The following is a 23,532-nucleotide window of genomic DNA, read 5'->3' on the forward strand; positions in this document are numbered from 1 at the left end:
CTCTTTCCTTATTATTTGTATTGCACTAATTCATCTAATTGAATTCTAAATCTCTCTTGTTGGGGCTTTGCACGATACCCAAAGCAAACAATCAAACTTACTTGCTCTTTAAATGGATCTAAGCCATAAAGTTTCTCTACTTGTTGCTTATCAAAGCCTTCGATATAGCATGTATCAATCTTTAAATAACTTGCATAAGCGACCATATAAGTCGCCATAATATAAGCTTGCAATGCACTCCAATGGGCAATTTTATCCTCCACAAACCCACGTGTGCGAAGATAGCCGCCCAAACGATTACAGAAAGTTTCATAGCCATTAAGATTCATTTTCCGTCTAAATGTGTTTGCCTTAATGTATTCACTTGGAGGAATGACATCATTTTGCAAACTCTTAAAAACCACCACTTCGCTTGCTGTAGTAATTTGAGGCTGATCCCAGCATAATGGACGCAAAGCCTTTTTACCCTCATCGCTACGTACAACAATAAGCCTTGTAGGCTCTACACCAAAAGAACTAGGAGCAAGTCGCCCAACTTCTAAGATTTCTTCAAAAGTCTCTTTAGGGATCTTTTTACTCTCATCAAAAAGCTTGCACGCATGGCGAAAATGCACAGATTCTAAAAATTGATTCATATTCATACTCCTTTGTTGATTTTAATCTTTATTTTGCCTTAGCACGTTTGCGCATATTAGGCTCTAGAATTTTTTTACGTACACGGACATTTAGGGGCGTTATTTCAAGGATTTCATCATCTTCTATCCATTCTAACGCCCTCTCTAATGTCAGCTCTCTTGGTGGCACTAATTTAATGGCATCATCACTCCCGCTAGCACGCATATTAGTCAAATGCTTACTTTTAATAGGATTCACATCTAGGTCATTATCCCTGCTATGCTCACCTATGACCATACCTACATATACTTTAGTTTGCGGAGAGACAAACAGCACCCCACGCTCTTGGATATTATAGAGTGAAAAGCCCGTTGCCTCACCATTTTCCATACTAATAAGCGCACCATTTTTACGAGATTCCACACTGCCGCTAAAGGCTCTAAACTCTAAAAAACTATGATTCATAATACCCTCGCCCTTTGTATCGGTTAAAAACTCGCTTCTATAGCCAATAAGCCCACGTGCAGGTATCTCAAACTCTAAACGCGTATAGCCATCACTCATAGGATTCATGGCTTTCATCTCTGCCTTGCGACGTCCGAGCTTCTCTATAATGCTCCCGCTAAAATCTTGTGGCGTGTCAATCACTAAATGCTCAAAAGGCTCGCATTTCACGCCATCAATTTCTTTAACAATCACTTCAGGGCGAGAAATGCTAAACTCAAATCCCTCTCTTCGTAAATTCTCTGCCAAAATAGTAATTTGCAACTCCCCTCGCCCACTTACTTTAAACTTCCCCTCGCCCATTTCTTCACAACGCATAGCGATATTGGTTTGCATTTCTTTTAAAAGCCTATCTTTAATTTTATTTGCTGTTACATGCTTGCCCTCTAAGCCTGCCAAAGGGCTATCATTTACCGCAAAATACACGCTCATCGTGGGCTCTTCTAAATGCATAGGATCAAGGGGCATAGGATTATTTATATCCACGATAGAATCCCCAACATCAATGGCATTAAATCCAGCAATTGCCACAATATCGCCGGCTTGGGCAGATTCTATCTCCGTACGTGCTAAGCCCAAAAAGCCTATAAGCTTACTAATGCGCCCAGTTTCTTTCTCGCCATCACTTTTAGCAAGCATAACATTCGCACCCTTTGTAATCACACCATTAAACACCCTAGCTATACCGATTTTCCCCACATAGTTATCATAATCTAATGTGAAAATTTGCATTTGCAGTGGATTATCCGCACTTCCGCTAGGGGCAGGTACATACTCTAAAATCGCCTCAAAGAGGGGCTCAAGATTCTTTTTCTCATCTCCTAGCTCTTTAATCGCATAGCCATCACGGGCTGCTGCATAAATCACAGGAAAATCTAATTGAAAATCACTCGCCTCCATAGCTACAAATAAATCAAACACTTCATCAACCACTCTATCAGGTTCTGCGGCAGGCTTGTCAATTTTATTTACTACCACAATGGGGCGGATTCCAAAGCTTAGAGCCTTTTTGACCACAAATTTTGTCTGAGGCATAACACCCTCTTGCGCATCTACAAGCAAAAGCACGCCATCGACCATTTTTAGCACACGCTCAACTTCACCGCCAAAATCAGCATGCCCGGGAGTATCGATGATATTAATCTTTGTGCCTTTGTAGTGAATGGCTGTGTTTTTAGAAAGTATAGTAATGCCCCGCTCTCTTTCTAAATCATTAGAATCCATAACCCGCTCATCAACCTGCTCTCTTTCACTAAATGTGCCTGATTGGCTTAAGAGCCCATCGACTAAAGTGGTCTTTCCATGATCGACATGGGCGATAACAGCTATATTTCGTATATTTTGCATGGGGAGTTCTCTGCTTTATTTGGGATTAAAAAAGAAGCGATTATATAAATCCTATCTTTAAAACTATCTTTATATGCTATAAATATTACCCGCGCAAAATTTTTACACATGCTTTAATGGAAGCGATCAAATACTCTATATCAGCCACGCTATGGCTATAGTGAATGCTTACCCGTAGCCATCCGGGCTTTTTCTGCAATGAGCCATCAGGTATCAAATAATGCCCATATGGTCCCGCACAACTGCAACCTGCGCGCGTTTGTATGCCATATTTTTTACTCAAAAGTGCGCATAAATCAAGGGGAGAAATAGAGCCAATATTAAAACTCACTATACCTAATCGATTTAGCGATAAATCTCCATAAATACTCACCGCTGGTATCTTGGCTAATTCATGTAAAAAAACTTCTGTGAGTATTTTCTCCCTACGCATAATAAAATCTAATCCTATCTCATCACGTAATTGATAGGCTAATGCCGCATAAAGTAAGCCCAAAATAGGGGGCGTTCCAGCTTCTTCGCGCAAAGTAATATCATCAATGAAGTAATGTATATCATCATTAGCATATTCAATCACACCTCCCCCACTAAAGCTAGGCGGTAAGGTGCTATCAAGCAATGATTTGCGTATAGCTAAAATCCCGCATGCCCCAACCCCTCCTAAAAGTTTATGAGGAGCAAGAAAGGCTGAATCAAAATAAGAACTATCCACAACCATATAAGGCGAGGAGCTTGCCATATCAAGGGCGATTATCGCCTTATAATCACGCAATATTTTTGAAAAAGATTCTAAAGGTGTGAAAATCCCCGTAACATTAGAAGCCACATTCAAGCTTGCGATGATTTTTTTACCTTTTAGTGTTTTTAAGATTTGGGCTAAATCTTGTGAATCTGGCAAACCTTGCTTATCAAAGGCAATTTTATGCACATGGCATAGCCCCTCTTTATAACTAATTTCATTGGAATGATGTTCAAAGCCACTCATCAGCACATGAGGGAGATTTAGTGCATTTGTCGCTACATCATAGGCTTTTATCCCTTGCAATAAGCCTTGAGTATCCTTATGTATGCCTTGTGTGCAATATGGCTCAATCAAAGCCCCCAAATGCCCCAAAGAATGCGGCGATATATAAATACCCATAAGCTCTTGAAACTTTTTAATACCAAAACTCGCCCCACTTCCTCCACTAATAAGCACAAAATCATCGCCTAAACCCAGTATATGGGCTATACGTTCTTTTGCATATTCATAAAGTGTGCTCATCAATGCAGCACTTGAAGAGATTTTAGAATGCGTGTTTGCATAATAAGGCAGAATAGATTCTATACGTTTGTTAATCGCCCTATAAGCAAGCCCTGAAGCGGTAAAGTCAAAATAATAGTGTTTGGGTGCAAGAATGGTATTTGCGCGAACGCTAGAGAGTATATCATCATTACTATCTACCTTATCAAGTAATGGAGCAAAAAAACGATTGATAAGTTTCTCACTCTTTGATGATATAACAGACATAATTTCTCCTCAAAATAAAATAATGCCCCTAGTTGTTACTTTATGTATCTTTTAAGAAGCAATATCTTGGCAAGATTCCCTTATATGCTATCTTTCCGCGAAGTATGCAAAACAAGAAAAACTAAAAATATATTTGTCATTGGGAAGTTTCAAAGTAGAAAATTAGACAACTTTCATTTTACTTTCTATCCCATTTAGTATTTTTATTATACAATTGAAGCAAACCATTATATAGGGTTTTGGTTTCTATAACAACAATAAATCACAAACTAGCAAGGAGAACACGATGAGGGAAGAGTATGAACAATTCATTAAAGACTATAAGACACATGTAGAAGAGCGAGCCGCTCAAGGAGTGCCACCTCTAGCGCTGAATGTATCGCAGACACAATGTATTATCAATATGTGTAAAGATTCAAGCCTAAATGATGAGCAAAAAGCATTCGCCAAAGAGCTGCTTATACACAGGGTAAATCCCGGCGTTGATGCTTCAGCAAAACTCAAGGCAGAGTTTTTTGGAGACATTTTGCTTAACAATAAGCTTGATTGGGGTTTCACACCCATCGAAGCCATAACATATCTAGGTACCATGCTTGGAGGATATAATGTCCTACCACTCGTTCAAGGGCTTTCTTTAAGTGATAGCACACTTGCAAAAGCTTGCGCACAAGCCCTTAAACATACACTCTTAATTTATGATAACTTTGAGAAAATCACTGCACTTAATACCCCGCTTTCACAAGAAATACTTCAATCTTGGGCAGATGCAGAGTGGTTTAAAAATAAAGAGGGCTTGAGTGAAGTGATTAAGGTATGTGTGTTCAAAGTTGATGGCGAAACTAACACAGATGATTTAAGCCCAGCAGGTGATGCCTTTACACGAAGTGATATTCCACTCCATGCGAAAGCCATGCTGAAAAGCCGTATTGAGAACTTTGAGCAACGTATAGAATCTGCCAAGCAAAAGGCAGCACAACACAACGCAGTAGTGGCGTATGTGGGCGATGTTGTCGGTACAGGTAGTAGCCGTAAATCCGCGTGTAACTCCATTTTGTGGCACTTTGGTAAAGAGATTCCCTATATCCCTAATAAAAAAAGTGGCGGTATTGTCATTGGAAGTGTGATTGCGCCTATTTTCTTCAATACTTGTGAAGATAGCGGTGCCTTGCCCATTGTCGCTGATGTAAGCGAGCTTAAAGATGGCGATATTATTGAAATTAATACCAATAAAGGTGAGATTAGTAAAGATGGAAAGGTGGTCGCCACATTTACGCTAAACCCTCGCACAATTGCTGATGAAATCCGTGCAGGCGGGAGAATTCCGCTCATCATAGGCAGAGGTCTCACTGCTAAAGCAAGAGAATATTTAAAGCTTGGCAAAAGCGATGTCTTCCAAGAAGCAAAACAACCCGCCTCTAGCACAAAAGGCTATACATTAGCGCAAAAAATGGTAGGCAGGGCTTGTGGCGTAGAAGGTGTGCGCCCGGGGACATATTGTGAGCCTAAAACAACAACCGTTGGTAGTCAAGATACCACAGGTGCGATGACGCGCGATGAGATTAAAGAGCTTGCTGCACTTAATTTTGGTGCAGATTTTGTATTGCAAAGCTTCTGCCACACAGCAGCATATCCAAAACCAGCAGACGTAAGCTTACATGCAACTTTACCAAACTTCATATCTGAACGTGGCGGGGTGGCACTTCATCCTAAAGATGGCGTTATCCACTCATGGCTTAATCGTATGTGTTTGCCTGATACCGTTGGGACAGGTGGAGATTCTCACACAAGATTCCCTATTGGCATTAGCTTCCCAGCAGGGAGTGGGCTTATCGCTTTTGCGGCTGTTACAGGCTCTATGCCCCTTGATATGCCAGAATCTGTACTTGTGCGCTTTAAGGGCAAACTCAATCCCGGCATTACCTTGCGTGATTTAGTCAATGCCATTCCATATTATGCTATTAAGCAAGGACTTTTAACGGTTGAAAAGAAAGGCAAGAAAAATATCTTTAGCGGAAGGATTTTAGAAATTGAGGGCTTAGGAGACTTAAAAGTAGAGCAAGCCTTTGAACTAAGCGATGCAAGCGCAGAGAGAAGTGCAGCAGCATGTAGTGTAAGGCTCAACAAAGAGCCTATCATAGAGTATTTAAGCTCAAATATTAAACTCATAGAATCTATGATTGCCAATGGCTACCAAAGTGCAAAAACCTTGCAAAGAAGAGCAGATAAAATGAAAGAGTGGATTGCTAATCCTGTGCTTTTAGAGCCAGATAGTGATGCAGAATATGCAGCTATTATTGAAATTGATTTAGCTGATATTAAAGAGCCTATCTTGGCTTGTCCAAATGACCCAGATGATGTCGCTACACTTAGTGAAATTCATGCTAATCCCAAACGTCCAAAAAATATCGATGAAGTGTTTATCGGTAGCTGTATGACAAATATTGGGCATTTTAGAGCATTTGGTGAAATTGTCAAAAATGAAGGACAAAGCAAAACACAAATTTGGATTGCCCCTCCCACCAAAATGGACGAAAAAGAGCTTACAAAAGAGGGGTATCTCTCACTCTTTGGTGCTGCAGGCGCAAGACTAGAGGCACCCGGCTGTAGTTTATGTATGGGGAATCAAGCACGTGTAAGGGATAATGCTGTAGTGTTTTCTACCTCAACACGTAATTTTGACAACCGCATGGGTAAAGGAGCACAGGTATATTTAGGAAGTGCAGAGCTTGGCGGTGTATGTGCAATGCTAGGACGCCTGCCAACTACGCAAGAATATCTTGAAATCGCTCCAAAGAAGATTGAATCTAAAAAAGATAATATTTATACTTATCTTAACTTCAATCTTATGCCAGACTTCACACTCTAACACCTCCTCCCCCTCCTCATACTAAGCCTTGCTTATTTTTAAGGAGGGGGCTAAACCTCCTCATAATCTCTTAAGCTTAACTACGCATTTCTTAAAGAAATTTTAATTCATAAGAGTGTATTATCATACGTGTATGCTTTCATATCTTAGAAACTCACGCTAAGGGACACATAATGAATAACACTATACAAATTGATGTGCGCGATTTACCTTGCCCAGAGCCGGTTATTAAGGCAAAACAAGCACTTTTGGGTGTAAATGAACATTCCTTAAGACTCCATTCTTATGAAATTATTGGCAATACATCTTCTTCTAAAGAGAATCTCTCGCGTTTCTTAAAATCAGAGGGTTTTGAGTTTGAAGTGGGATTTGGACGAGATGAGCAATTTATGATTATCCTTAAGGGTAAAACAAGCAAAGATGGCAAAATAGGTAAAGATAAAATAGTGCCCAAAATGATGCTTTTTAAAAATGATAGAGTGGGCGAGGGAGAGTTAGGGGGTATGCTTACTAATGGCTTTATTAAAGCCTTGCTACATTCTGATGTGCTCCCACAAAAAATTTTATTTATTAATCGCGGTGTGCTCCTCACAACAGATAATGATGAAGTAGATAATACCGAAATCGTCGAAGCACTCAAAGAGCTTGAAAAACAAGGAGTTGAAATATATTCGTGTGGTTCATGTCTAAGCTATTTTGCCCTAACAGAGCGAGTGAAGGTCGGTATGATAGGCAATGCGTTAGAGGGCATACAAAATATGCTATCAAGTGAGAATCTTATCTCCCTCTAAATAAACTATAGATAGGTAAGTTATGGAAGAGCACAAACTCACCCAATATATTCAATGCGCAGGTTGAGCCGCTAAAGTGGGTCTGGAAGACTTATCACAAATTGCTAGCGGACTTGAGCAAAAGCCAAACCCTCTTTTAATAGCGGGCTTTGAGAGTAATGAAGATTGCGGGGCTATGCTTTTATCAAACCAAAGTGAAAATGTTATGCTATCAAGCGTGGATTTCATCACACCTGTGGTTAATGACCCTTATATCTATGGGCAAATTGCTGCAGCCAATGCCTTAAGCGATATTTTTGCCATGGGTGGGAGTGCGATAAGTGCGCTCAATCTTTTAATGTGGGATAATGCGCATTTTGATACCAACATAGCAAATGCTATCCTTAGAGGGGGATTAGATAAAATCACAGAGGCAGGGGCATTATTACTTGGTGGTCATACGATTAAAGATAAAGAGCAAAAATATGGACTTTCTGTAAATGGTATGGTGCATAAATCTCATATATGGCGTAACCACACGGGGCAAATTGGTGATGTATTAGTCTTAACAAAGCCCATAGGAAGCGGTATCCTAACGACTGCAATTAAAGCAGATATGCTTAAAGAGAGCACTGAGGTTATCCAATCAATGCAAACGCTAAATCTCTATGCGGCTAATATAGCCAAAGCATATGAAATCCACGCTTGCACTGACATTACAGGCTTTGGGCTAATAGGGCATGGGCTTGAAATGTGTGAAGGGCTAAAGCATACTCCCCCAAAAAGCATACTCTTTTATACCCAGCAGATTCCATTATTTCATCACGTACAAACACTTGCGCAAAATGGCATTATCCCCGGTGGCTCTTATGAAAATAAAAAATCTCTCCAAGATAAAGTCGCCTTGCAATGCACACTAGAAGATGATATTTTTTATTATGATGCGCAAACTTCAGGGGGTTTGCTCTTTGCCCTCCCCTCTAAGCAAGTAAAAGATTTTATTAATAGCCTTCATCAAGCCGGCATAGAGCAAGCAAGTATTATAGGTGAGATTGTCCCCAAAGCCCAGAGGGCGATTATTTTAGGCTAAGCATTATAGGCGTTTTACCGATATATCCTTAATATTATTCTAAGGGGTGTTTATGCAGTTTAATATGCTTAATACGTTAGTGCGGAAGTTGTTTATATTAAAAGAAGAGGGTTTTATAGCTAATCAAACTTATCTCAAAAATTTAGAACATCTCTTATCACAAGAAGAATTTGAGATGCTAAATATGATACTTGAATCTGATGATATACAAAAGGCTGTTGATTATATCCAGCATGCCTACACAAGCACTCCAAGCAAAAAACAAAGTGTTACAAACATTCTCTCTGAGCCCAAAATGACACAAATTGCCCTTATCCTCCTTGATGGCTCCAAACCCCAAGCTCTGCAAAAGGCTATCCACACAAGAGAACATATTGATAAAAATAGCGTGCATTTCTTAGAACTTATAGAGAATCTCCAAGATAAACTCCTCACTTTTGTTACCTCACGTGTAAGCAAATTCCCTAGCAATACCTCGCCTAAAGATTACCTCAAAACACTCAGCAGTAAAGAAATTAGCATAAGTAATGTAGCTCGGTATTTTGGCGGAGATTTTGAGAGGGCATACCTTGATGATAAGGGCATAGGCAAGTCATATTATGAATTTCTTGTCTCTCAAGTGCTCCTTCAATATCATTTCATAGAGCCTCAAGATGCCTATAAATTCCTCCTCCTCTCTATTTGGAATGCCATTCCAGCCTTTCGCAGCAAGACACGTTTTACCTCTGTGGGGGGTGTGCATTAAGCACAAGCTTACTCCTCTTTATCTTCAACTTTTACTTCTAGTATTCATATTTTGGAATATATATTGCTTATCCTTGTAATGATAAATCGCAGATTTTATTGAGAAAGGATACGATATGTTAAGATCTCTGTGGTCAGGTGTGAGCGGTATGCAAGCACATCAAATCGCACTTGATGTGGAAAGTAATAATATTGCTAATGTTAATACGGTGGGATTCAAATATTCAAGGGCTTCTTTTGTGGATATGCTCTCACAAATCAAGCTTATTGCAAGCTCTCCTTATAAAAACGGATTAGGAGGGCAAAATGACTTCTCAATCGGCTTAGGCGTTGGCATTAATGCCACAACTAAAGTATTTTCACAAGGCAATACACAAAATACCGATGTCAAAACAGATATTGCCATTGAAGGCGATGGATTCTTTATTATTTCACCAGATAGGGGTATAACGCATAATTACACACGTAATGGCGAATTTCTCTTTGACGCAAATGGGAATCTCGTAACCACAGGTGGATATGTCGTGCAAGGCTGGGTGCGCCCACCACTAGAAAACGCAGAATCTAGCACCATGAGCGACTTTGACTTCTTTAAAGTAGATAACACAGGACCAGTAAGAAATATCCAAATAGACCCGGGTATGGTAATGCCTGCACGTGCGACTAATACCATTACACTACGTGCCAATCTCAATGCAGGAAGACATATCGAGCAAATGCAAGATGTTGCTGCCCTTGATTCCACCACACGTACATCTGCAGATGGCATTACTCCTGTATATGACTCGCGAGGTGTGCTTACACAAGTAGGTGAAGATATGGGCATACTCTTTAATGATGATGGCAACGCATTTGCATTAAATGAAAATCAAGGGATTTGGATAAGCTATAAAACAGCCACGATACGACATGACCCCGTTAATACTGATGAAGTGAGTACCATTGGGCTTAATGGTGAGAAAATAAGCTTTACAAACAACTCCGCTATTACCGGTGTAAGCTCTGCTGTAGCAGCACAAAATGCCATTAATGCCATAAGTAGCAAAATAGGCATTCACGCCTATGTCGATGCAGGGCAGCTTCGACTTGAAAATCGCAATCAAATGGATGGTGGAGAAAAGGTTAAAAACATACGCATTACCGCAGATGGCACAGGTGTATTTCAAAACTTCGTAAAAGGTGAAGAAGACATTACTGCCTTTAGATACCGCTACACAAAGTCTGAAGATGCAGATTCCACCACAGGGCAATTTAGAACTACCGAGGATTTACGCGCACTTATGCAATATGATGCAAATATGATTAAAAACCCAGAAAAAGCCTATTATGAAAGCACCGCTTCTGTTGGGGTAACGCTCAATCGTTGGGGTATGTTTGAAATCACAAATCACGATGATGCCGATGATGAGCAACGCAACCTTAGCCTTTTTGTTACAAGCCATTTCTCTGATAATGTAACAAACAATGTGCTCTTTAAAGAGACAATGAAAGCCCTCAATACTTCTTCACTTATTGAGGGTGGCTCATCTGTAAGCACAAGTAAGATTGTCAAAGCCTCTCACGCCACAAGTGTAGATATTGTAGATAGCTTAGGGAGTAAGCATAATATCCGTTTTGAATTTTGGAAAACAGGAGATGCGGTTTGGAGTTGGAGGGCTGTTGTCCCCGAACCAGCGCAATTTATAGGAGGCTCACCCGGTCGTCTTAATGTATTTGAAGGTGGGAGGGCGACATTTAATAGTGATGGCTCGCTCTCAGGTATGAATCCTCCCGTCTTGCAGTTTGACCCTAAAAATGGAAGTAAAGGACCGCAGAGGCTTGAGCTTAACTTCGGGGCAAATGAGAGCTTTGGGGGATTAACAAGCGTGGATAAAATCTCAGAAACTTATGCGATTAATCAAAATGGCTATCAAGCAGGAGATTTAATGGATATTCGCTTTGATAGTAATGGTTCGCTCCTTGGGGCATTTAGCAATGGGCGCTCTCTAGCCCTTGCTCAAATCGCTCTTGCAAACTTTGCTAATAACACAGGCTTGCAATCAGAGGGCGGGAATGTGTATTCACGCACAGGAAACTCTGGAGAGCCGATGATTGGAGCGGCAAATACAGGGCGAAGAGGCGGTGTATCTGGCTCTAAGCTTGAAATGAGCAATGTGGATTTAAGCCGTAGCTTAACGCAACTCATTGTTGTGCAAAGAGGATTCCAAGCTAATTCCAAAGCCGTAACCACTTCAGACCAAATTCTAAACACACTCCTTAACCTTAAACAATAATTTCTTATAACCCTTAGCTTAGGCTATGGGTTAGCCCTAGCATTATGGATATAGATTCCCTACCATTCCCTCCTTGTCCCCCTTGCACAAGGCATTTGAAGCATAAAAATGAAAATTTTATATTTAGATAATATTTACATAAAAATTCTAGCATTCTGCCCTATTTCACAATAAGGAAAGAAAATGCTAAAGGACATACGAAAAATACTACTACTCAGTATATGCTCATCTGCCATGCTTTTACAAGCTCAAACCAAAGAGAGTGAATATGACGCTGAAAAAATAGCTGATGTATTCTACGCACTCAATGGAGATACAAACAACCCTCATAAAAAAATCAACCACGCTAAGGGCTTTTGTGCCATTGGTGAATTTAAGCCCGCAAAAAATATCACCCAAAAGCTTCAAATCCCCCTACTCAAGGAAAGCTCTATCCCCGCACAAATCCGCTACTCCTTAGGTGGAGGTAATCCCCAAGCAAGCGATAAATCAAAGCCTAGAGGCATTGCTATCAAAATGGAGGGTAAGAGTGAGAGTTGGGAATTAGTTATGCTTAATACTGAAATTAACTTTGCTAAAAATCCTAAGGAGTTTTATGAATTTTTTGCTATGAAAGTGCCTAAAAATGGCAAGGTAGATAATAAAAATATCCAAAAACGTACAAAAGAAGTGCCATCGTATGCAAATTTTGAGGCATATTTAAGCAAAATAGGCATTACAGGCAGTGTGGCAAATACTCTCTATCATAGTATCCATACATTCTATTTTAAAGATAGCAAAAATGGCAAAATGCTTCCTGCGCGATTTAAGTTTGTGCCCACAAATGGTGTAGCATATCTCACACAAGAAGAGCTTAGCAAACTTGGAGATGATTTTTTAGCATCTGATTTCAAGGCTAAGGTAGCTAAAAAGCCTATAGAATACAAGCTTGTGCTGGTATTTGCTAATACTAATGATAAACTTGATGATACCACCGCGCTTTGGAGCGGAGAGCATAAAGAGCTTGAAATTGGGACTTTAAAAGTAAGTAAATACAATGGCACAGACTGCAATGGCGATGTATTTATGCCCGGCACACTCCCTAGCGGTATAGGAGAACCAAAAGATCCATTATTTGGCTTGCGTGATAGCACTTATGCTATTACTTTTGGTAGAAGACAATAGCCCCTTACACGCATAAGGCTAGAGCCTTATGCTTCTATCTAATCAGCACATACTCATTTATCCCTTGCTTCAAATATTAATTAGCAAAACTCTGCCATAATAGTAGAGAGAACAATAAAGGAGTGTATATGACTTCCCGCTTTGAACGTATCATTGCTTATAATCAATACAAAACCTATGCGGTCTTATGTGTATATGTGATGATTTTTCTCTTTATTGGACTTTTAGCTGATATTATCCGCCTTAATGCCCCCACATTAGAGGGAGGATTGTATAGCTTACTTACACTAAAACAATTCCCTTTTATCACCTTTTTTTCAAGCTTGCTTGCTTGCGTGATTATTATCTTTAGCCTCTCTCAATCCTCCCGCATTATGCTTAGTGGTAATCAATACAAACGCATAAATCCCTCTGTGGTCCTCTCACGTAAGGAATCTCGCCTTTATGGAATCCTCCAAGACCTACTAAAAAGAGCCAATTGCCCCTTTGAGCCAGCACTTTATATTATGGAAGCTCCTTATATGAATGCCTTTGCCAGCGGGTGGAATCCCCAAAATTCCATGATAGCAGTAACTTCAGCCTTGCTTGATAATCTCAATGAAGATGAGCTTAAGGCTGTAGTAGCCCATGAGCTTAGCCATATACGGCACGGAGATGTACGGCTTACGATGTGTGTAGGGATTTTAAGCAATATTATGCTTTTAGGAGTGAATATCTTTGCTTTCTTTTTTACTCAGTCAAACTCACAAGGAGCGAGATTAGCACGTAGCATACTTTTAGCGCTACAATTTATCCTCCCCCTTTTAACACTTGTGCTTAGCCTTTTTATTAGTCGTAATCGCGAGTATATGGCAGATTCTGGAGCGGCATACTTAATGAGGGATAGCAAGCCAATGATTCTTGCCTTGCAAAAAATCACTCAAAGCTATGCCCAAAATGATTTTAAAGAATCTAACCCCACACGCGCAAACGCCTATCTCTTTGATATGGGGGAGATTCTAAGCACGCACCCTAGCACACAAAATCGCATTAAATCCCTGCTGGGTATGCACTTTTAGTAAATCTTTTCAAGGTGTTTATATGCAGACATTAGAGCAACTCTCACAAGGCTTTTTTAAAGCTTTATGCGCAAAGATAGGTGAAGATATAAATAGAGAGGGCTTAAAGACAACCCCCTCACGTATTGCTACCAGCTTTACTCAAATGCTTGATGGCTACACTAAAAGCCCCAAAGAAGCTTTAGGGAGTGTATTTGAAGAGGGGGCGTATGATGAAATGATAGTGCTTAAAAAGCTGCCATTTTATTCTATGTGTGAGCACCATTTATTGCCATTTTTTGGCACTCTCTCGATTGGCTATATCCCCAATAAGCATTTTGCAGGCATTAGTGGTTTAGCAAGACTCGCTGAAATCTTCACACATCGCCTGCAGATTCAGGAGCGATTATGCCAGGAAATCGCCCATGCTATTGAAGCAGAGCTCAAGCCAAAGGGTGTTATGGTCGTATGTGAGGCAAGACATCTCTGCCTTGAAATGAGAGGAGAGCAAAGGCAGTCCCATATTATCACTTCCACATTGCTAGGGCTTTTTAAAAGAGATTCAAAAACAAGATTCGAATTTATGCAACTTATCAAAGAATAAATATTATCAAAAAGTAACAAATTGAGTTATTTCTACACTCACTAGATATTTTATTATCCTATGGTTTAAATTTTTTATTGACTAACTTCACTATTTCATTCACAATGCAGCACGTATCTTTCAATAGAACGTACAACTTTTAGGAGGTTAAAATGAAAAAATTAGCTATAAGTAGTGCTTTGGCGAGTATGCTCGCTATACCGGGGCAAGCATTAGAAATTTATAATGCTGATGAAACAAAAGCAGAGATATATGCCTCAATTCGCGGCTTTATGGGCTATGGTGAAAGTACAAGAGCTGGGGATCAAGCGGGCTATCTCTTTGGCTTGCAAAGTAACTCACAATTTGGTGTAAGAGTGCAATCAGGTAAGTTCAAGGCGAATATAGAATTTGGTGCAAGAGAGGCTGATGCTGTGCCATATGCAGGCACTGCTCAAAGCACAACTCCCTATAGACAATATTGGGGTTCTTATGATAGTGGGTATGGAGTATTTCTCTTTGGGAAAACCAATTCCCCAAGCTTTGATAATGCCTTTTCTAGCAACTGGCTTAATATCGATAGCGGTATGGTGGGCTTTGGTGGCGTCGTTACAGCAAAACGTCATGTTCAATTCCAATACAGCATTGCTGGCTTTAGCATAGGTGTGCTTGAAGATTCTAATCTCGATGGTTGGAATGCCAATACTAATCAAGAATCACCTCGTATTGCTGCCAACTACACGATCAATAATGAAAAAAATCAGCCATTTTTCAGAATCGCCGGCTCATATAAATACTACAACAACGCCTCAACTACAAACAATGTAGCTCCCGCTGGCACAAGTGCGTATCATATATGGGCGGGCTTGCGTCCTACATTTGGCAATACATTTATCTCACTTGTAGCCCAATATGGCAAAAACGGCTACCTCTATGGCGAGCAAGCCGCTGGGGCATATAGCAAGGGAGGCTATACACATGGTAATTCAGCAAGTGTAGTGGGCTTAGATGCACAAATCGCTGGGGCAAAGATAGAATTTGGCTCAAAGCTAAGCAATGAGCTATCCTTTATCTTTGGGGCGGGCTATCAAGCCACTTTCAAAGGAACAAATCAAATTAATGATGGGACAAATGACAACAGCGGGGCTATCCATAGTTATGCTGCATTCCTACAGCTCCCCTACAAGGCAAATGCAAATCTTGAGTTCTCTCCTCAAGTAGCCTACTACAACACACAAGGCAAAAAGACTTCAAACTTAGTAAATGGAGGCAATAAGCAAGGGAGTGTTGTAGCTGGCGTGAGAGTAAAATGGGACTTCTAAGCCTAAATGTCTCTTAAGTATCTTTTAAAGAATAACTCGCTTCCCCCTACTATTTTGAATTGCTAGGGGGAAGCTCCCTTACCCTATAAAGCCTAGCATTACCCAATCCCCCTTTCACATAATTTTCAAAGCCCATATAAGAGCATTTGCATATCTCCTTAGCTTTCTTTAAGAAGGCTTATTATCGCTTCTTTACTTTCGCAAATAAGCAAAAAATCTCCCTTAGAATTACCAAAAAGTGCGACTAGTGATTCCCACAGAAATTCTTCGCCTCCACTTCGTGCTCCCTCTAGACATGACAAACTCATTACCCCTATGGAGGAAGTCCCCAACGTCTTCTGTCCGTGAGACTCTCATCTAAGATAAAATTAAATCGCACAAAGTACCACCCTTAAAAGCGCTGCCCTTGTGGGGGATATATAAGGGGCAAGAGCATTAATTATATGTTAGACTTCGCACACAAGCCAAGCTATGAACCCAATTATTTTATAAAACTCTGCTAAGCCCCTCCGCCTTATAAAAAAAGAATCTAAAAGCATTTCTAGTGATTTGGAGAGCAATTCTTCGGCTTTGCCGGACATGACAAACTAACGGAGTTGTTGGTGATTCCAACAGAAACTCTTTGGACTCCCTATGCACGTGGGTTTTGTTGTCATCACGAACCCCTGATAAGGGGCGAAGAATAACAAGAGTAGAATTATCAGTCATTTTGAGGGGGGATTCTACCCCTTAAGAGAGGGTAATATTCTCAAGCAATTCATATTTATCATCTTTAATAATCAGTGCATCAAGGCAAAAGGCTTGAGTAATATTATGCGTCATTAAATAAAAGTTAATAGCTTTCTCAAGTTTGCTAAGCTTAGCACGAGTAATGTTATAAATAGGCTCAAAGCCCGCACCACTCTTTACTTCAATAAAATGCAAGATATTATCTTTAGAAGCAATAATATCAATCTCACCATATCGAGCAAAAAAGTTCCGCTCTACTATTTCAAAGCCTTTTTGGGTTAAAAACTCACATGCCCTCTCTTCAGCAAGTGCGCCTTTCTCTCTGCTCATTTACTTAGTCTTCAATGCGTATCTTATAGGGATTTTGTATGATAAAATCAAATTTTACAAGCTCAGCAAGTGCGCCATTGATGTCCTTTTCATAGCAATGATGCGTTGAAAAAAGCATTTTTGCTACATTATTTTGCTCCTCATCACTCTGTCTTTGCAAAAATGTGCTAATAGAAATATTATGCTTCCCTAAAATTTGTGAGACTTGCCCAAGCACCCCGGGCTTATCACTCACATAAAGTCGTATATAGTAGCGCGAGTAAATCTCATCTTTATTTTTCAGCCTAAGATGATTGGTATCATCAAGTGTGCGCTCAAACCCTAGCATTGCGGCACTCTCACCCCTAGCAATGGCTATAATATCACTCACTACAGAGCTTGCAGTCGCCTCACCTCCAGCTCCAGCACCATAATACATACTCTCCCCTAAGCAATCCCCCACTACACTAATGCCATTCATCACACCATCAACCTTGCTTATCATCGCACCCTTTTTAATCATACAAGGATGAACGCGTAACTCTACTTGATTATCCTGCTTTTTAGCAATGCCAAGCAGCTTAATCACATAGCCAAATTCTTTAGCAAATGCTATATCATCAGGCTTAATACCCTCAATACCCTCAATGAGAATATCCTCAGGCATAGCGTGGATTCCATATGCAAGAGAAGCAAGTATAAGGAGTTTATGCCCCGCATCACCTCCATTAATATCAAGCGTGGGGTCAGCCTCCGCATAGCCAAGCGCTTGGGCTTCAAGCAATGCCTTTTGAAAGTCTCTATTATGCTGCTGCATTTGAGTGAGGATATAATTACTTGTCCCATTTAAGATACCAGCAATGGCGATAATATGATTTGCACTCAAGCCATCCTTAAGCACGCGAATAATGGGTATCCCTCCGCAAACACTTGCCTCAAAGCCCACAGGCAAGCCCTTTGCAAGCGGAGCTATATCATAACGATGATATGCCAGCATTGCCTTATTAGCCGTGATAAAAGCTTTCTTTGCTAAAAGGGCTTTTTGAGCGATTTGATAGGCAAACTCCACACCGCCCATAAGTTCAATCACTACTTCAATCTCACTATCTTCTAAAATATCATCTATATTATCACTGACTTTCACCTGCTGTGCATTTAATGCTTTGAGTTTCTCTTCTGCCTTTGCTTTATCTCGAACAACAACACTTTTTAAAACAATCTCTTTGCCTGCCCTTGCATTAATAATGGCGCGATTTTGCAGCAATGTCTTGCATACACTGCTTCCAACTACACCAAAGCCAACCATACCTACAATTAATTTTGACATACTTTATTCCTATTGAAATTGCTTCAAAAATACTTTGAGATTCCGTGCAGCTTGGCGGATACGTTTTTCATTTTCAATCAGTGCTATTCTCACATACCCCTCACCATATGCGCCAAACCCTACTCCGGGGCTTACTGCAATCTTTGCTTCTTTAAGAAGTGCTTTAGAGAATTCCAAACTCCCCATATTCCCCACACATGCAGGAAGTTTCGCCCAAATAAACATACTTGCCTTTGGCTTGTGCATTTCCCAACCTGCCTCACCAAAGCTTTTAATCAACACTTCCATGCGTCTTTCATATTGAGATGTAATCTCCCTAACACAGCTTTGATCACCCTCAAGTGCGATAGTTGCAGCAATTTGCAATGGCGTATAGATACCATAATCAATCCAGCTTTTAATCTTTTGCAAGGCTTGAATGATTTTTTTATTCCCCACTACAAAGCCTACACGCCAACCAGCCATATTGTAGCTTTTTGAGAGTGTGTAGCTTTCCACTGCGACATCTTTAGCCCCTTGTATTTGCAAAATACTTGGGGTTTTAAACCCATCAAAACACAACTCTGCATAAGCAATATCTGAAATAATATAGAATCTTTCCTGCTTTGCCATTGCTACAAGACGTTCATAAAACTCCTTATATACGACAATGGTTGTAGGATTATGAGGGAAATTCACAACAACAAATTTTGGACGAGGCATAACCTCCCTTAGCACGCGTTTAAGATTACTAAAAAAATCTTCAACATCAAGCTCCATTTGCTCATTCCACTTCAAGCCAAAGGTAGAAACATTCGCTCCATTGAGGATAAAGGCATAATAATGTATCGGATAAGCGGGCTCGGCTACAATGGCATTATCACCCGGATTTGCAATTGCCTGCACAAGATGCACATACCCCTCTTTACTTCCCATTGTTACGCACGCTTCGCTCTCTGGGTCTAGCTCTACGCCATAATTACGTTTATACCAATTACAAATAGCCAAACGCAACTTATAGATTCCACGGCTAACAGAATAGCCTTGATTTTTCTCTTTTTGCGCTGCTTCACAAAGCTTTTTGACAATATGGGCTGGTGTTTTGCCATCGGGATTACCCATAGAAAAATCAATCACATCTTCATTATTGCGTCGCATTTCAAGTTTAATTTCATTAATCGCAGCAAAGACATATTTGGGCAAACGTTTTATTTTGTCAAATTCAATTTCATCAAACATTCACTCTCCTTCTATTTGGGGATTACTTTAGAGTAACAGAAATACCGGTTTTTAGGTTTTCTTGATTGTCATAATCTGTAATCATTACAAATTTCACACCTTGGGGTACTTTCATCTTAAATGTGCTATTTGAGCCTGTATTACTCACCATATCCACAATTCTTAGATTCTTATCATAAAGAACTACACGGGGATTCCACCGAGCAAAATTGCTCATATGCACTTGCAGCTCCCCGCTTGCATTTAAAGTAAGCCAATATTCTCCAGATACCTCGCGTAAATCAAGCACGGCACGTTTAGAGAGGAATTTTGTATTTGCTAGTCGTGGCTCATTGATTTCTAAAACATACTCCCAATGACGCGCGTTTAGGCGATTAATATCAAGGCATGTAAATCCTCTTTTCTCTAATTCATCAATAATAATGCCAATATCTGGGCTATGCTCGGTATTAAAAGAAAATTCCACACTTGATAAACCTTGAGAAAACTCTGCCTTAGAGATGACAAAGTAAGAATATCCCATGGTGGTAAGAATGCCATTTGTAATTTTTGTAAGCAAAACAGGGCTTGTGCGGGCAGAAAAGTTTAATTTCACTTCGCTAGGCTGACCAAAGCGCGATTCAAGCAAGCCATTGCTTTTAAGTGCGTAGATAATCTTTGCTATATGGAGACGCCCATTTGTGTAATACATCGTTTTATTGGCAAAGATTCTATTAATAAAGTTCTCATTAAGTTGATAATTTTGCTCGCCCATAAGATTGCGGACTTTATCATCAAATACATCAGCGTGTATATAAACGCATAAAAGAGTGGCAAGTATAAGGTATCTCACCATTCTAAGCCACCATTAAGTTGCTTAAAGCGCCCATAGCCTATATCACTTAAAGTTGTGCCATCATAGTACATTCTCACAGGGTGCTTTGTGCTATGGGGGATTTCTTTACCATTAAGAGTGAGTTTAAAGCTGCTATGCCCCATAATCAATAGCATTTGGTTACTAAGTTTTACGTCATATTCTTTCTTATAGGAGAATTGCTCCTTAGTGCCCTTTTCTAAATCAATTACGCCTAACCATAATTCATGCTCAGATTGAATATGCAAGATATTATCATTGATAGTTTGTGCCGATGTGCTGCCATAAGGAGGCTTGAAGAAAAAGTTCCCCTCAGGAGAATTTTGCGAACGTTCTACATTTATCTTAGGCTGGAGTATGTCTGAAGATGTAATCTCTTGCGTTTGCTTCTCATCTTGTGTGCGCTCTTGTATGCCGCCCTCTATGCTTTGTTGGGGAGTTTGAGAATCTTGGGGATTAGTCGTGTCAAAAAACATACCATCATAGGTATTTTCTTCATTATTTCCTTGAGAATCTGCCTCTATTGTCGGAGTTTTAGGTATATCTCCTTGATAATCTTGGATAAAAGCCTTATATGCAAAATACCCTATCAAAACAAGAAGTATCACCACTAACACCACATATAACCAAGTATAAGTTTCTGCATTGGATTTATTTATGGGTTTATTTTTAAGGGCTAAATCAAGCACTTGCGTGTCGCGCTTTTTTTGTGCGTTTCTTTTTTCTTCTCTTTCTTTGGCAATTTCTTGCTCTTTGAGGATATTCTCTTCTAATCTTTTGCTACGTTGCTCCTCATCTTGCCTACTAATGACTTCAGAAACGCTCCTTATATTTTGCTTTTGAGTCTGCTCTTGCAAGGCAATCCAATCACGCAAATCTACATTATATTCCCTCTCAATAATGGCAATAAAGCCTTTCGCCCTCACTCTATCAATCTTATCAAAACGTTTTTCTAAAATATCTTCAATCTTTGAGCTTGCTAACTTCGTGCTTTTGCTCATTTCCTTTAAACCGATAGCTTTTAATTTACTAAGTTCTGAATCGAGTAATTGAGTGTTTATTTTATCTTGCATGATTAATCCTATCTATTAAAATTCCTGTAGCCACAGCCACATTGAGTGAATCAAAATTATGTGCCATTTGAATAGAAAATATTGTATCAAGTTTGTGCTTCAATCGACCTGATAAACCTTGATTTTCACTTCCTAAAAATAAAGCCCACTTTTCTCCCACCCTAAGCTCACCACAGCCATTCATATCTGCACCTATAAGCGTAAAGTGAGCGTTTTTTAACTCATTGAGAATATCAAAAGGACGCGCAAAGATTCCATAAGGCATATGCAAAAAGGCACCACTAGAGAGACGGGCGATACTTTGTAACGCTTTTTGACTAAGACTTGGCAAACAAATCACCACACCCCCTACGCCCAAAGCATAAGCCGTGCGAAAAATTGAGCCAATATTCCCCACATCACTTACGCCATCAAGCACAATAAGGGATTTTAAATGCTTTAACTCATCTAAACACATGGGTAAGGGGGGATTGATATATGCAAGGATACCCTGATGATTCCCCCCATGTGCCATAGCTTGAGCCTTTTTAAAATCAAGCCTTTTTATGGGTTTATTTAAGCTCGCAAATTGCTTAAATATATCTTTTGGCACTTCTTTAGTGAAATAAATCTCTTCTATACGCGATGGGCATGTATGCAGGGCATAAAAAACGGGTTGCTTACCATATATGATCACTCTAGCCCTCACTTCTGCAGTAGCTCTTCATAACACTGCTTGATCGTTTTAGTGCTTATTTTGCTTAGAATCTTGGCTTTAATCTTAGGTGGAATATCAAGCATAAGCACTTCTTCATAGCTAAGTGCCTGCTTTTGCTTGATACTCTCTGCGATTTTTAGCACAATCACCCATTCTCCCTTAAGATTATGCCCCTCAAGTCTAGCTATTATATCCTCTGCTCTGCCCTCATATCGTTTTTGATGAAGTTTTGTAAGCTCCTTGTGTGCGCTTATAAACACAGAAGGCAAAAGACTCGCTATATCTTTAAGGGTATCTAAGATTCTATGAGGACTTTCATAACAAATCACGCTATAGTCCCCTCCAATATCAAGTTGAGATAGCAAGATAAGCTTTGTGCGACGCTCTTGCTGCTTATGTGGCAAAAATCCTGCAAAAATAAAGGGGGTAGATTCTATGCCGCTACTTGCAAAGGCGACATTAAGGGCACATGCTCCGGGCAAAACATCAAAAGCAATATCATGCCTAATCGCATATGAGATAAGTTTAGAGCCCGGGTCGCTAATGCAAGGCATTCCTGCATCGCTGACATAGACTACATTTTTATCAAACATATCCTTGCTTATACTCTCTATGAAGCTTTCTTGATTATGCGAATGAAAAGATTGAAATTGCTTAGATTCTATAAAATCTCTGCCCTCTACACCTTGGGTATTTAAAATGCCCCGCTCTATAAGAAGAGAGAAGAGTTTTTTCGTTACCCTCGTATCTTCACATAAAACAATCTCTGCATTTTGAAAGCTCTCTAACGCCCTAAGGGTAATATCCCAAAGATTCCCTATCGGGGTTGGCACAAGGATTAGCACGATTATTTCATATTATATTTTTGTCGGAATTTTTCAACTCGCCCTGTAATGTCTGTAATTTTATCGCTCCCTGTATAAAATGGATGGCAAAAGCTTGAAATATCAATACGAAGCTCGCTTTTAGTGCTTAATACCTCAATTTGCTTGCCACTTGTTACGCAAGTTACCTTACATGGGACATATTCTGGGTGAATGCCTTTTTTCATAAACTATCCTTTGTGTATTTGTGTGTAAATAAAAGCATTGATTATAGCAAGCCCTGCTTTAATTCCCGCTTACAGCAAATTGTAAGCTAAAAAACTTAATAATTGCACTCACAAAATTAGTTTGGAGGACATCATCATGTATAAAACACTTATGCGCAATACTTTCTTTGCTGGAATCTTTGGCTTTGGCTTATTTGGCTGCAGCCAAGCAGGTTCAATAAACCAAGCGGGCATACAGGCAGAAGGGCAAGATATTATCAATCAAGCCACCACAGCAGCTACTATTGGTCTCATACAAGGTAAAAGTTTAGATGAAGTAAAAGAAAATGTGAAAGAAAACATCAAAACTACCACGAAAGAAAAGGCAGAAACAAAGCTAAAAGAAATTGACCAAGAAACAACAGGCGGCATAGGCTCTGCTATTTATGAATCGCAGAAAAAATAACTATT

General features: G+C 39.8%; 23 protein-coding genes. 10 read left to right on the forward strand and 13 right to left on the reverse strand.

The window, feature by feature from the left end; genetic code table 11:
• Window positions 1-11: 11 nt before the first annotated feature.
• The 3 genes from CQA63_RS04925 to CQA63_RS04935 all read right to left on the reverse strand — a co-directional run bounded on the left by CQA63_RS04925 (window position 12) and on the right by CQA63_RS04935 (window position 3,976).
• Window positions 12-635 carry an NAD(P)H-dependent oxidoreductase gene (locus tag CQA63_RS04925; protein ID WP_104700718.1) on the reverse strand — a complete coding sequence of 208 codons (624 nt, stop codon included), beginning with the start codon at window positions 633-635 and terminating at the stop codon, window positions 12-14.
• Between the two features lie 28 nt (window positions 636-663).
• Window positions 664-2,466: a translational GTPase TypA gene (gene typA, locus CQA63_RS04930; protein WP_104700717.1), complete on the reverse strand. Its 1,803-nt coding sequence runs from the start codon at window positions 2,464-2,466 to the stop codon at window positions 664-666.
• 85 nt (window positions 2,467-2,551) lie between these two features.
• A complete protein-coding gene (locus CQA63_RS04935) occupies window positions 2,552-3,976 on the reverse strand; it encodes an aminotransferase class V-fold PLP-dependent enzyme (protein WP_104700716.1) in 1,425 nt (474 codons plus the stop codon).
• A 286-nt stretch (window positions 3,977-4,262) separates the two neighbouring features.
• Between CQA63_RS04935 and acnB the strand changes: the two genes are divergently transcribed.
• The 9 genes from acnB (at window position 4,263) to CQA63_RS04980 (ending at window position 15,825) form a co-directional block, all read left to right on the forward strand.
• A complete protein-coding gene (gene acnB / locus CQA63_RS04940; protein ID WP_104700715.1) occupies window positions 4,263-6,842 on the forward strand; it encodes a bifunctional aconitate hydratase 2/2-methylisocitrate dehydratase in 2,580 nt (859 codons plus the stop codon).
• Window positions 6,843-7,015: 173 nt separating this feature from the next.
• Complete coding sequence (yedF, locus tag CQA63_RS04945; RefSeq protein ID WP_104700714.1) at window positions 7,016-7,633, forward strand: sulfurtransferase-like selenium metabolism protein YedF; 618 nt, start codon at window positions 7,016-7,018, stop codon at window positions 7,631-7,633.
• A 76-nt stretch (window positions 7,634-7,709) separates the two neighbouring features.
• Window positions 7,710-8,702, forward strand: coding sequence for a selenide, water dikinase SelD (gene selD, locus CQA63_RS04950; RefSeq protein WP_104700713.1), 993 nt, complete (start codon window positions 7,710-7,712; stop codon window positions 8,700-8,702).
• A gap of 52 nt (window positions 8,703-8,754) precedes the next feature.
• Window positions 8,755-9,447: a hypothetical protein gene (locus CQA63_RS04955; RefSeq protein WP_104700712.1), complete on the forward strand. Its 693-nt coding sequence runs from the start codon at window positions 8,755-8,757 to the stop codon at window positions 9,445-9,447.
• 115 nt (window positions 9,448-9,562) lie between these two features.
• Window positions 9,563-11,719 (forward strand): flagellar hook protein FlgE, encoded by a 2,157-nt coding sequence (gene flgE, locus CQA63_RS04960; RefSeq protein ID WP_115511833.1) that lies wholly within the window; start codon window positions 9,563-9,565, stop codon window positions 11,717-11,719.
• A gap of 234 nt (window positions 11,720-11,953) precedes the next feature.
• A complete protein-coding gene (locus CQA63_RS04965) occupies window positions 11,954-12,883 on the forward strand; it encodes a catalase family peroxidase (RefSeq protein WP_104700613.1) in 930 nt (309 codons plus the stop codon).
• 128 nt (window positions 12,884-13,011) lie between these two features.
• Complete coding sequence (gene htpX, locus CQA63_RS04970) at window positions 13,012-13,941, forward strand: zinc metalloprotease HtpX (protein WP_104700612.1); 930 nt, start codon at window positions 13,012-13,014, stop codon at window positions 13,939-13,941.
• Window positions 13,942-13,963: 22 nt separating this feature from the next.
• Window positions 13,964-14,524 (forward strand): GTP cyclohydrolase I FolE, encoded by a 561-nt coding sequence (folE, locus tag CQA63_RS04975; protein WP_104700611.1) that lies wholly within the window; start codon window positions 13,964-13,966, stop codon window positions 14,522-14,524.
• A gap of 152 nt (window positions 14,525-14,676) precedes the next feature.
• On the forward strand, window positions 14,677-15,825 hold the full coding sequence (locus CQA63_RS04980) for a hypothetical protein (RefSeq protein WP_104700610.1): 1,149 nt from the start codon (window positions 14,677-14,679) through the stop codon (window positions 15,823-15,825).
• A 158-nt stretch (window positions 15,826-15,983) separates the two neighbouring features.
• Here CQA63_RS04980 and CQA63_RS09795 read toward each other — a convergent pair whose 3' ends face one another.
• The 10 genes from CQA63_RS09795 to rpmE all read right to left on the reverse strand — a co-directional run bounded on the left by CQA63_RS09795 (window position 15,984) and on the right by rpmE (window position 23,082).
• On the reverse strand, window positions 15,984-16,127 hold the full coding sequence (locus CQA63_RS09795; RefSeq protein WP_170128376.1) for a hypothetical protein: 144 nt from the start codon (window positions 16,125-16,127) through the stop codon (window positions 15,984-15,986).
• Window positions 16,128-16,311: 184 nt separating this feature from the next.
• Window positions 16,312-16,533: a hypothetical protein gene (locus tag CQA63_RS09450; RefSeq protein WP_147288729.1), complete on the reverse strand. Its 222-nt coding sequence runs from the start codon at window positions 16,531-16,533 to the stop codon at window positions 16,312-16,314.
• A 21-nt stretch (window positions 16,534-16,554) separates the two neighbouring features.
• Entirely contained in the window at window positions 16,555-16,884 is a 330-nt protein-coding gene (locus CQA63_RS04985; protein ID WP_104700609.1) for a YraN family protein, read from the reverse strand.
• Window positions 16,885-16,888: 4 nt separating this feature from the next.
• Window positions 16,889-18,190 carry a homoserine dehydrogenase gene (locus CQA63_RS04990; protein ID WP_104700608.1) on the reverse strand — a complete coding sequence of 434 codons (1,302 nt, stop codon included), beginning with the start codon at window positions 18,188-18,190 and terminating at the stop codon, window positions 16,889-16,891.
• A gap of 9 nt (window positions 18,191-18,199) precedes the next feature.
• Window positions 18,200-19,408, reverse strand: a complete 1,209-nt coding sequence (locus tag CQA63_RS04995) for an LL-diaminopimelate aminotransferase (RefSeq protein ID WP_104700607.1) — start codon at window positions 19,406-19,408, stop codon at window positions 18,200-18,202.
• Window positions 19,409-19,430: 22 nt separating this feature from the next.
• A complete protein-coding gene (locus CQA63_RS05000) occupies window positions 19,431-20,243 on the reverse strand; it encodes a hypothetical protein (RefSeq protein ID WP_104700606.1) in 813 nt (270 codons plus the stop codon).
• Complete coding sequence (locus tag CQA63_RS05005; protein ID WP_104700605.1) at window positions 20,237-21,334, reverse strand: hypothetical protein; 1,098 nt, start codon at window positions 21,332-21,334, stop codon at window positions 20,237-20,239. The genes CQA63_RS05000 and CQA63_RS05005 overlap by 7 nt, the downstream gene beginning before the upstream one ends.
• A complete protein-coding gene (locus CQA63_RS05010; protein ID WP_233706673.1) occupies window positions 21,324-22,022 on the reverse strand; it encodes a TrmH family RNA methyltransferase in 699 nt (232 codons plus the stop codon). Before CQA63_RS05010 ends, CQA63_RS05005 begins: the two co-directional genes overlap by 11 nt.
• Window positions 22,019-22,864: a 16S rRNA (cytidine(1402)-2'-O)-methyltransferase gene (rsmI, locus tag CQA63_RS05015; protein WP_233706672.1), complete on the reverse strand. Its 846-nt coding sequence runs from the start codon at window positions 22,862-22,864 to the stop codon at window positions 22,019-22,021. The genes CQA63_RS05010 and rsmI overlap by 4 nt, the downstream gene beginning before the upstream one ends.
• A 14-nt stretch (window positions 22,865-22,878) precedes the next feature.
• The gene (gene rpmE, locus CQA63_RS05020; RefSeq protein WP_034369766.1) at window positions 22,879-23,082 is read right to left on the reverse strand and encodes a 50S ribosomal protein L31; all 204 of its coding nucleotides are present in this window, start codon (window positions 23,080-23,082) and stop codon (window positions 22,879-22,881) included.
• A gap of 136 nt (window positions 23,083-23,218) precedes the next feature.
• Between rpmE and CQA63_RS05025 the strand changes: the two genes are divergently transcribed.
• Entirely contained in the window at window positions 23,219-23,527 is a 309-nt protein-coding gene (locus tag CQA63_RS05025; protein ID WP_104700602.1) for a hypothetical protein, read from the forward strand.
• The last annotated feature ends 5 nt before the right edge of the window (window positions 23,528-23,532 follow it).

The organism is Helicobacter marmotae (assembly GCF_003364255.1).
Lineage (GTDB): Bacteria > Campylobacterota > Campylobacteria > Campylobacterales > Helicobacteraceae > Helicobacter_C > Helicobacter_C marmotae.